The organism is Gordonia cholesterolivorans (assembly GCF_039531975.1).
GTDB classification, from domain to species: Bacteria; Actinomycetota; Actinomycetes; order Mycobacteriales; family Mycobacteriaceae; genus Gordonia; species Gordonia sihwensis.
The window spans coordinates 1-9461 of record NZ_BAAARB010000039.1 but is presented as its reverse complement, the minus strand read 5'-3'; the positions used below and the strand labels follow the sequence as shown (position 1 = coordinate 9461).

General features: G+C 62.6%; 16 protein-coding genes. All 16 read left to right on the top strand.

Annotated features, from left to right (window positions below; all coding sequences use genetic code 11):
- The first annotated feature begins 275 nt into the window (after positions 1-275).
- The 16 genes from ABFX36_RS18600 (at position 276) to ABFX36_RS18535 (ending at position 9339) form a co-directional block, all read left to right on the top strand.
- Positions 276-506 carry a hypothetical protein gene (locus ABFX36_RS18600; protein WP_346077770.1) on the top strand — a complete coding sequence of 77 codons (231 nt, stop codon included), beginning with the start codon at positions 276-278 and terminating at the stop codon, positions 504-506.
- 118 nt (positions 507-624) lie between these two features.
- Positions 625-927, top strand: coding sequence for an HNH endonuclease (locus ABFX36_RS18595; protein WP_346077768.1), 303 nt, complete (start codon positions 625-627; stop codon positions 925-927).
- A gap of 92 nt (positions 928-1019) precedes the next feature.
- A complete protein-coding gene (locus ABFX36_RS18590) occupies positions 1020-1316 on the top strand; it encodes a hypothetical protein (protein WP_346077766.1) in 297 nt (98 codons plus the stop codon).
- 139 nt (positions 1317-1455) lie between these two features.
- Positions 1456-2718: a terminase gene (locus ABFX36_RS18585; RefSeq protein ID WP_346077764.1), complete on the top strand. Its 1263-nt coding sequence runs from the start codon at positions 1456-1458 to the stop codon at positions 2716-2718.
- The gene (locus tag ABFX36_RS18580; protein ID WP_346077763.1) at positions 2715-4145 is read left to right on the top strand and encodes a phage portal protein; all 1431 of its coding nucleotides are present in this window, start codon (positions 2715-2717) and stop codon (positions 4143-4145) included. Before ABFX36_RS18585 ends, ABFX36_RS18580 begins: the two co-directional genes overlap by 4 nt.
- Positions 4142-4789 (top strand): VG15 protein, encoded by a 648-nt coding sequence (locus ABFX36_RS18575; protein WP_346077762.1) that lies wholly within the window; start codon positions 4142-4144, stop codon positions 4787-4789. Before ABFX36_RS18580 ends, ABFX36_RS18575 begins: the two co-directional genes overlap by 4 nt.
- 82 nt (positions 4790-4871) lie before the next feature.
- Entirely contained in the window at positions 4872-5384 is a 513-nt protein-coding gene (locus ABFX36_RS18570) for a hypothetical protein (protein ID WP_346077760.1), read from the top strand.
- Between the two features lie 16 nt (positions 5385-5400).
- Positions 5401-6306 (top strand): phage major capsid protein, encoded by a 906-nt coding sequence (locus tag ABFX36_RS18565; protein ID WP_346077758.1) that lies wholly within the window; start codon positions 5401-5403, stop codon positions 6304-6306.
- Positions 6306-6473, top strand: a complete 168-nt coding sequence (locus ABFX36_RS19100; RefSeq protein WP_428832069.1) for a DUF7302 family protein — start codon at positions 6306-6308, stop codon at positions 6471-6473. Before ABFX36_RS18565 ends, ABFX36_RS19100 begins: the two co-directional genes overlap by 1 nt.
- Positions 6448-6906: a hypothetical protein gene (locus ABFX36_RS18560; protein ID WP_346077756.1), complete on the top strand. Its 459-nt coding sequence runs from the start codon at positions 6448-6450 to the stop codon at positions 6904-6906. The genes ABFX36_RS19100 and ABFX36_RS18560 overlap by 26 nt, the downstream gene beginning before the upstream one ends.
- Positions 6903-7247 (top strand): hypothetical protein, encoded by a 345-nt coding sequence (locus tag ABFX36_RS18555; protein ID WP_346077755.1) that lies wholly within the window; start codon positions 6903-6905, stop codon positions 7245-7247. The genes ABFX36_RS18560 and ABFX36_RS18555 overlap by 4 nt, the downstream gene beginning before the upstream one ends.
- The gene (locus ABFX36_RS18550; RefSeq protein WP_346077753.1) at positions 7244-7435 is read left to right on the top strand and encodes a hypothetical protein; all 192 of its coding nucleotides are present in this window, start codon (positions 7244-7246) and stop codon (positions 7433-7435) included. Before ABFX36_RS18555 ends, ABFX36_RS18550 begins: the two co-directional genes overlap by 4 nt.
- A gap of 233 nt (positions 7436-7668) precedes the next feature.
- Positions 7669-8319: an HNH endonuclease gene (locus ABFX36_RS19095; RefSeq protein ID WP_428832068.1), complete on the top strand. Its 651-nt coding sequence runs from the start codon at positions 7669-7671 to the stop codon at positions 8317-8319.
- A gap of 9 nt (positions 8320-8328) precedes the next feature.
- The gene (locus tag ABFX36_RS18545; protein ID WP_346077751.1) at positions 8329-8595 is read left to right on the top strand and encodes a hypothetical protein; all 267 of its coding nucleotides are present in this window, start codon (positions 8329-8331) and stop codon (positions 8593-8595) included.
- Positions 8592-8957 (top strand): hypothetical protein, encoded by a 366-nt coding sequence (locus ABFX36_RS18540; protein ID WP_346077749.1) that lies wholly within the window; start codon positions 8592-8594, stop codon positions 8955-8957. Before ABFX36_RS18545 ends, ABFX36_RS18540 begins: the two co-directional genes overlap by 4 nt.
- A 58-nt stretch (positions 8958-9015) precedes the next feature.
- Complete coding sequence (locus ABFX36_RS18535; RefSeq protein WP_346077747.1) at positions 9016-9339, top strand: hypothetical protein; 324 nt, start codon at positions 9016-9018, stop codon at positions 9337-9339.
- Positions 9340-9461 lie beyond the last annotated feature (122 nt).

Below are 9461 nucleotides of genomic sequence, written 5' to 3'. Positions count from 1 at the left end.
CACGGATACCTCGGCGACGTCCCGCCCGCCGAGTTCGAGCACGCGTTCTATGCTGTCCAAGCCGACCGCGAACAGCTGGTCGGAATCAAATAGCGCGAGTCTCCATCAAACCCAGGGCGCTTCAGACCTACTGGCCGACCCTGCACCGCATACCTACCCCAGCTCGACGAAGACGGCTTCAACTGGAAGCTGCACTGCGTACTCACCGCCAGGCACGACGGCCACCACCAGAGCGTCGCAGGCTGGTACTTCGAAGCAGACGAGGAGGCCGAGTCATGAGCGACTGCATGATCCCCAAGGCCATCGCCGAGAAGCACCGGAGCCTCCTCACCGAGATGCAGGCCTGCCCGCACGGCGACGGCGCTCACTGGCCCGGAGATGCAGGGGACATCATCGGCTCACTGACCATCCCCACTTCCGCAACGCCGCTACACGCAAACCTGCCCGACGGACGAGTGCTGGTGCAGCACACACCTGGAGGTCGCATCACGATCGAGGACCAGTGAACGACGACCACTTCGACGTCCTCGACACAGACACCGACATCGGACGCTGGTGTGAACGATGCGAAGTCACACGCCTCTCCGACTGCTCCATCCTCTGCTTCGCACAACGACAATCGCCGTGAGCACCAACCGCAACACCACCATCCGAGACCGGCACCGCCGCATCATCGCCCGCAACAAACCCCCATGCGCATGGGCCCACTGCCTATACCCCGGCATCCCAATCGACTACGACGCCGGACCAGACGACCCACTGTCCTACGTCGTAGACCACCGCATCCCCCTCAACAAGGGCGGATCCGACACCCTCGACAACAAAGACCCCTTTCATCGCGCATGCAACCGAGCAAAGAGTGACCACCTCCCCGACGAAGAACCCCCCGGGGGCATCAGAATCCACGTGACCAAGCGCACATGGTGACCACCCCAGGGGAGGGACACCCCAACACGGCCACAGCTGCCCCCCAAGGCATAGGCGGCGCCCCCCATTCGATATTTCCCAAAGGAGGCCTGATGGCTAGCAAGGCCTCGTTGCGTGCGGTCCCTGACGGGGAGCGCAAGACGGAGTCACCGAAGTCGATCCTCGAGTCGGCTGAGGCGGGCAGTCGGATTGATGAGTTGAGGGCGATGCGTCGGCGGTTGGCGAAGGCGATGGATGATCCGAATACGCCGGCGCGTGATCTGGCAGCGTTGTCTCGCCGGCAGTTGGAGATTGGTCGGGAGATCGAGGCGATTGAGATTGCTGAGGATGAAGATCAGTCGGTGATCGCGAGCGATGACGACGAAGCCTGGGACGGCACCGGATACTGATCGTCGCCTGTCGTCGGTTGCCCGGCATGTGGTTGCTCCGGCGGGTATCGCTTCGACGGCTTGGCCGCGAGTTCGGAAGACGTGTTTGCGGCTCGGATGGGGTTTCGATCGCTGGCAGGACGATGTCGGCAGACTTACGTTGGCGAAGCTCGCCAACGGCGAGTACGCGTCGGACACTATCGTGTTGTCGATTCCGAGGCAGGTTGGCAAGACGTATCTGGTGGCGTGCATCATCTTCGCGTTGTGCTTGATTCATCCGAAGTTGACGGTGATCTGGACGGCGCATCGGAAGACGACTGCGGCTGAGACTTTTCGGCAGTTCGATGGGATGGCTCAGAAGCCGAAGGTGGCTGCGCACGTTCAGCAGGTGTTGCGCGGTAAGGGTGACGAGAAGATCGTGTTCAACAACGGTTCTCGGATTCTGTTCGGTGCTCGGGAGTCGGGGTTCGGGCGAGGCATGACGAACGTGGGGATTTTGGTTCTCGATGAGGGGCAGATCCTCCCGGAGTCGACCCTGGAGGATATGGGTGCGACTCAGAATGTTGCGGTGAATCCGCTGACGTTCGTGATGGGGACGCCGCCGCGTCCGCGCGATGATGGCGAGTTCTTCTCATTGCTTCGGCAGGAGGCGATCGATGGGGAGTCGGACGGCACCCTGTATGTCGAGTTCTCGGCTGACCGTGGCTGCGATCCGATGGATCGTGATCAGTGGCGCAAGGCGAATCCATCGTTTCCGCGTCGCACGTCCGAGCGGGCTCTGCTGCGACTGCGGAAGAAGCTCAAGTCGGACGATTCGTGGAATCGTGAGGCGCTGGGGATTTGGGATGAGGCGTCGCAGGCGATCGTTTCGCCGCGACGATGGGCGGAGCTTGTCGATGCCGGGCCAGACCAGGGTGTTGCTCCTGATTCTCTCGGGATCGCGGCGCATGACGGACTGTTCTCGGTCGTCGCGTGCTGGGCTGATGGCGACGACCGACACGTCGAGGAAGTGTTCGCGCACCCGCGCCTGGACCTGGTCGCGGAATGGGTCGCTGGGCGCGCGTCTCGTCGGATGACGGTGTTCGTGTCTAACTACGGCGCGGCGGCACCGCTGGTTCCGATGCTGCAGGCGAAGCGCCTGACGGTGCGCCCAGCATCGACCGGCGATGTCGGCCGTGGCTGCGAGTTGCTCGTCGAGGGCTGCGAGGCGAAGTGGCTGACCCATGAGGATCAACCCCAGCTAGCAGATTCGCTTGCCGGGGCGCGTAAGAAGCTGGGCCGCGACGGCGCAGTCTGGACGTTCGACCTCAAGAACTCGATCCACAACGCCCCAGCGATGGCAACAGCACTGGCCTTGGCTGGTGCGGCGAACGCTCGGCCACGACGCACAACCAGACAGGGAAGGAGGGCGATCATCTCGTGAATGAATCCGTCCTGACGATCCCCGGCCTGACTGACGAAGAGCAGCGCACTGTTTCGCGACTGCACGCGCAGCTGATGGCGAGGGCTCCACGGAACCTGCTGCGATCGTCGTACTACGACGGCAAGCGGGCGATCCGCCAGCTCGCACCGGTGGTGCCGCCGATCTACTACAAGCTCGGCATCGTCCTCGGATGGACCGCGAAGGCAGTCGACGCTCTCGCGCGCCGCTGCACCCTCGAGTCGATCGTGTGGCCGGATGGCGACCTAGACGCGCTCGGCTACCGCGACCTCGTCGACGCGAACCAGCTGATGCCGACACTCAAGGGCGGGCAGGTCAACTCGCTGCTACACGGCGTCTCGTGGATTGTGAACACGGTCGGCGCGGAGGGCGAACCGAAGTCGCTGATCCATACCAAGGACGCCCTGTCGGGCACCGGGACGTGGAACACACGACTGCGTCGCCTTGATGACTTCCTGTCCATCACGTCCCTCGACGACGAGGGGAACCCGAACGGACTGGCCCTGTACCTGCCGAACCTGGTGGTGCAGTGCGACAAGGATGTCACATGGACCGTGACTCGGTCGTCTCACAGGTGGGGCATCCCGGTGGAGCCACTCGGCTTCAAGCCATGGGTGCGTGAGTTCGGTGCGTCGCGGATCTCGCGGGACATGATGTCGCTGCAGGACCGTGCGACGAACGCTGTTGTGCGCCTCGAAGGCCACATGGACGTGTACTCCTTCCCGGAGTACTGGCTGCTCGGCGCGGATGAGTCGATCTTCAAGAACGAAGACGGCACGATGAAGGCCGACTGGCGGGTCATGCTGGGCCGGCAGAAGAGCATCCCTGACGATCCTGATGCTCCGTCGGATGCGCTTGCGAGGGTTGACGTGAAGCAGTTCTCGGCTGCTACGCCGGCGCCGCATCTGGCGGCGCTGAACACGTACGCGAAGCTGTTTGCTCGCGCCTCCGGTCTTCCGGATTCTGCGCTGGCGATCACCGACTACTCGAACCCGGCATCAGCGGACGCGTATGCGGAGTCACGGGAGGATCTGATCGCAGAAGCTGAAGGCGCGACTGACGATTGGTCGTTGCCGATCCGCCGGTCGGTTGCTCGTGGTCTCGCGATCCAGAACGGTCTCACTGAAGTGCCGGCCGAGTGGGCGTCGATGGAGGCTCGGTGGAGGTCGCCACTGTTCCAGTCGCGTGCCGCGGCTGCGGACGCCGGATCGAAAGTCCTTTCGTCGGTTCCGTGGCTTGCGGAGACGGAGATGGGACTGGAACTGGCTGGGCTCGATGCACAGCAGCGTCGAATCGCGCTCGCCGAACGACGGCGACACGACGGCGGGTCGGCACTCGACCGTATCCTCGCGCGGCAGCAGCAGACACAGTCTACTGCTGATCAGGATCAGCCACCCGTTACGCCATGACCCCGTACGATCAGTTCCGCCGCCTCATCCGCGACCTGAACCTGCAAGCACAGCGCGACCTACAAGCAATCTGGCGGTCAGTCGGCGGCGATCCTGCAGCGCTCGCCGAGATCCTCGCGGAGGTCGTGCAGACCTACGGCAGTGCGTCCGCATCGGTCGCAGCAGACTGGTACGACGAGCTTCGCATGAACGAGGGAGTGCGACCCGGGTTCACTGCGGTCGTGCCTGAACCAAAAGCGCCCGGAACGACGCAGCTCGTCGAATGGGCGCTCGCGAAGGCCACCACCGAAGACGCGTTCCGGTCCCTGATCACCGGTGGCGTACAGCGGAGGATCACGAACTACAGCCGTGATGTCATCACGACGTCGTCGGTGCGGGACCCACGCGCCCGAGGCTGGATGCGCACCGGCACCGGCGAGTGCGGATTCTGCGCGATGCTCGTATCCCGCGGAGCTGTGTACACGAAGGCGACCGTCGACTTCGCCTCTCATGACCACTGCAAATGCTCGGCTGCGCCAGCGTGGAGCCCGGAGCAGACGCAGGCGGTGAAGGCTGAGTTCGTTCCGTCTGCGCGTCGACGCTCCGAGGATACGAAGCAGTCCGACCGCGACCGCGCTAAGGCGTGGATCGCGGCGAATCTCTAAGACCACCCCCGACGAGGGGGAAGCGCCCACGGCAGCGCTCCAATGCCGGTCGATGTCCGACGGGACGGAAACGGGAGTTCTGATGAGCGAAAACACCAACCCCCAGGGAGACTCCGGCGCGCAAGACGCCCCGGATGGCGCCAGTAACGAGCCAGCGGGGAAGACGTACACCGACGAGGAGATCAGTCGACTCATCGGCAAGGCGCGCAACGAGGAACGCCGCAAGGCGTCCGAGAAGTACTCCGACTACGAGACCCTCAAGGCTGCGGCGGAAGAGAAGAAAACTGCCGAAGATCGCCTCGCTGATCTCGAAAAGCAGTACGCGCAGTCGCAGGCGAATTCGTTGCGGCTCCGCGTCGCTGGGGACTGGAATGTGCCGACCAAGCGAGGTGAAGACGGGGAACCGTCCGACGCCGACCTATTCCTCACCGGCACCGATGAGGAAACCCTCATCGCGCAGGCGAAGCGGTACAGCGACCTCATGGAACAACGCAAGACAAACCAGCCCTACGTATCTCGCGAGGGCGCCAACCCGAGGCCGAAACCGTCCAGCACTCAGGAGTTCCTGAGCACGCTGACCGGTCGAGGTCAGTGATCAAGGAGAAACGATCATGGCAGTGCTCCAGAGCACCGATCTGTTCCTGCCGACGAACATCGCATCCGGCATCGTAGAGAAGGCGAAGACGGGTTCGACCGTAGCCGCACTCTCGGGCCAGGAGCCGATGCGGTTCGGCAAGACTGAAATCATCACCTTCGACGACGACTTGACTGCAGAGTTCGTCGAGGAGTCCGCAGCCAAGGGGTCCGACGACGCGAAGCCGTCGAAGGTCACCGCGGTCCCGCACAAGGCTGTCGTCCAGATGCGGACCTCGGACGAGTTCAAGTGGGCCGATGAGGACTACCAGCTCGGCATCCTCGCCAAGTATCAGGAGAAGTGCGCGCGAGCGATCTCGCGTGGCCTGGATCTCGGTCTGTACTACCGAATCAACCCGCGGACCGGCAATGCGCTGACTGCGTGGACGAATTACCTGAACTCGACGACCAAGCGCATCGAGGCCGGCGCGAATGCGGATCTCGATTTCGAGCAGGCAGCAGGTCTGGTCATCGGTGACGGATACTCGGTGAACGGTGTCGCGTTCGACCCGAAGTACGCGTGGACCCTGTCTACCGCCCGCTACAACGACGGCCGCAAGAAGTACCCGGAACTGGGACTCGGCGCGAACCTGTCCTCGTTCGAGGGTGTCTCGGCTGCAGTGTCGACCACCGTCTCGGGCAAGCCGACCGACGGTGACGCCGCAGACAACAAGGTTCGTGCGATCCTCGGCAACTACCAGTCCGGTATCCGTTGGGGCGTCCAGAAGTCGTTCCCGTTCAAGATGCTCGAGTTCGGTGATCCCGACAACACTGGCCGTGATCTGGCAGGCCACAACGAGGTCCTGTTCCGCACGGAGATCGTGTACGGATGGTATGTCTTCGCTGATCAGTTCGCAGTCATCGAAGACGCGGTGACTCCGTGATGCGTCTTCGTCACAGAGCTCATGGGGTCATCGCGAACGTCGATGACGAGCGCGGCAAGCTGATGCTGGCCGGTCCGTGGGAGCTCGCGGACAAGGCGGCTCCGCGGTCATCGCGTCGTTCCACGAAGAAGGTCGTCGAGGATGACGCCGGTAGCGCTGACTCCTGACGATCTGGCGCCGTTCGCGGCTATCGACGAGGAAAAAGCCTTGGAGATGATTGCGGATGCTGTCGGGATGGCGAAACTCGTCGCTCCATGCATCGTTGATGAGGACTTCGCGCACCCGGATGCTGCGAAAGCGGTGATTCGGGGCGCGATTCTCCGGTGGAACGATGCTGGAAGCGGCGCGATCACAACGAAGCAGGCTGGTCCGTATCAGCAGGTGATCGACTCGAACACTCGGCGGAACAACCTGTTTTGGCCATCTGAGATCTCTCAACTCGAGAAGATGTGCAAGACCTCGGGGGCTGCGTTCACGCTTGACTCAGCACCTACGGGGCGGTCAGGTCATTCGATCTGGTGCTCACTGAACCTCGGCGGCGATGCCTGCTCATGTGGTGCTGTATTGACTGCGGGTGAGTATCCGTTGTGGGAGGCATGATGGCCGAGTTCCCGCTGCTGTTCAGTGTCGGTCATCGCCGATACGACAGCACTGCCACGGATGCACATGGAAACGACATTGATTTCTGGTTTCCGGAGGTCCCGAAGCCTGTGTACGGATGGGGGGCGCCGCAGTCGGATGAGCCGAAGTTGGCTGGACATGATCGAGAGGTCGTGGAGGTTGAACTGTTGGTGCCGCCCGGATTCGAGTGCTCTCACCGGGACCTCATGGTCCTCGATGGTGTCGAGTTCGAAGTGATTGGCGATCCGGAGATGTTCGATCACAGTCCGTTCGGCTGGAATCCTGGCGGGGTTGTGAACCTGCGGAAAGTGTCAGGGTGATCGAGATCGTGACCGGCGCCGAGGTCAACGAGGCGACCGGGAAGCTCGAGGACGTGTACGACACGTTCGATGGGCCCGAAGTCACGTGGGTGACCGAACCGTCCGGTGTCCTCGTGGTGATGGAGCGTCCAGGGAAGCTGTGGGTGGCGTACGCGCCGGGCTCGTGGATGAAAGTGAGGTCCGTGTGAGGATCGACTGGAACGTCAGCTGACCTGGTAAAATAGAGAAATCGGCCCCGGATGGTGGTGGAACACCTACCGGAGCCTAACCCGCTCACTTGACTCACCAAGGAGGGGCTGCCTTGAAGGCTACCCGCACCCATTACTGCCCGACATGTGGACATCCGAAGCAGTCGGGAAGGTTCGCGTACTGTTCCGAAGATTGTCGACCCGAGTGCTCGCTCGATTGGTGCCACGAGAAGATGCGCGGACGTGGTCCGTACTGCGATCTCCACCGCGGGCAAGTGGCGAAGGGGAAGCAGCCGACCCCGAAGATGGTTCCCCGCACGGGATGTGATGCGGAGGGGTGTGACAGGCCCCATCATGCTCACGGACTGTGCGACCGTCACAGTGCCATGATGCGAACTCATGGCCGCACGGAGTATCTGCCGGTCAAGTCCGACCTAGAACGATTCTGGGAGAAGGTCAACAAGACTGAGTTCGGTTGCTGGGAATGGGCAGCGAGACTGTTCTCCAATGGGTACGGCCAGTTCCAAGCGGAATGCAGCTACGGGTACCGGCCCTACCCAGCGCATCGATGGATATTTTCGAAGCTGAACGGGGAGATCCCTGAAGGCCTCGTAGTCCGTCACAGGTGCGACAACAGGAAGTGTGTGAATCCGGACCACCTGGAGCTTGGAACAGTCCAGGACAACGCGAATGACGCGGTCACCAGGAAGCGTACGACGCAAGGTTCGCGAAGTGCGCAAGCAAAACTCACCGAGGGACAAGTGATTGAGATCCGGCGACTGCTCGCAACGGGGATCAACCAAACGGCGGTAGCAAAGTCGTTCGGCGTCACTTCCCGATGCGTGAGCAATATTGCTCGGCGCCAAACGTGGAGGCATGTCTAAGCCTCCGGAATGGAGGTGGTAATGCGCGTTGTTTTCAACGTCGCAGCGTTCTACGAGCTCAGGCGTGATCCCGGCGTGATTGCTGAACTCGAGTCGCATGCTGAGCGGATCTGCGCTCGTGCGAATGCGATGGGCAAGGGCACGTATGCGACCGGCAGCCGGCAGGGCATGATGCGGCCACAGGGACGCTGGCGTGCCTCAGTGGTGACGGCGGACGCGAAAGCCATCGCCGACAACGCGAAGAATCACACGCTGATTCGAGCGATGTCATCGTGACCGCGCCGCTCGCCGAAGCGATCCGGGTCCTCAAGGAGGGGACCGGACTGCCGACATCGGGGAAAGTCCCGAATCCGCGGCCCTCATCGTTCCTGCGGGTGGTTCGGGCCGGCGGTCAGCGCACCCGCGCGGTCGATCACATGCTGCTGATCGTCGAATGCTGGGCACCGGACGGGCCAGCCGCCGAACAGTTGGCCATCAAGGTGAACGACATCCTCGCCGCGGCGCCATACACATCGGAGGCGATCATCCTGTGGGGTGATGGTGACCGCGGCGTCACGATCGCAGACAACCCAGACCCTGACATCACGACACAGCACCGGTGGACAGTCGCTGGTCCACTGCATTGCTTGACCTTCTGACACAACTGAATAGACCCTTCGGCTCCTGACCAAACCGCCTAAGAAGGGGCAACACATCATGGGAATCAAGGACACCTACTCGGCGAAGTCCGCCGGACCTCAGGGTGGCGTCGCATTCGTCGCCCCGGTCGGGACCGAGCTGCCGACCGACGCCACCTCGGAGCTGCCTGCCGCGTTCCTCGCAGGAAACCTCGGCGTCCTCACCGATGAGGGCCACCTGCGGAAGATCACCCGCACGTCGAACACCGAGAAGGACTACGACGGCGGCGACTACATCATCAACCAGAACGAGTACGGCGCCACCTACGAGTTCACGGTCTACGACGTCGACCTGGAGTCGGTGAAGAACCTGCTGTACGGCGCGCACAATGTCGAGTTCTGAAGCGCCCTGGGTTTGATGGAGACTCGCGCTATTTGATTCCGACCAGCTGTTCGCGGTCGGCTTGGACAGCATAGAACGCGTGCTCGAACTCGGCGGGCGGGACGTCGCCGAGGTATCCGTGG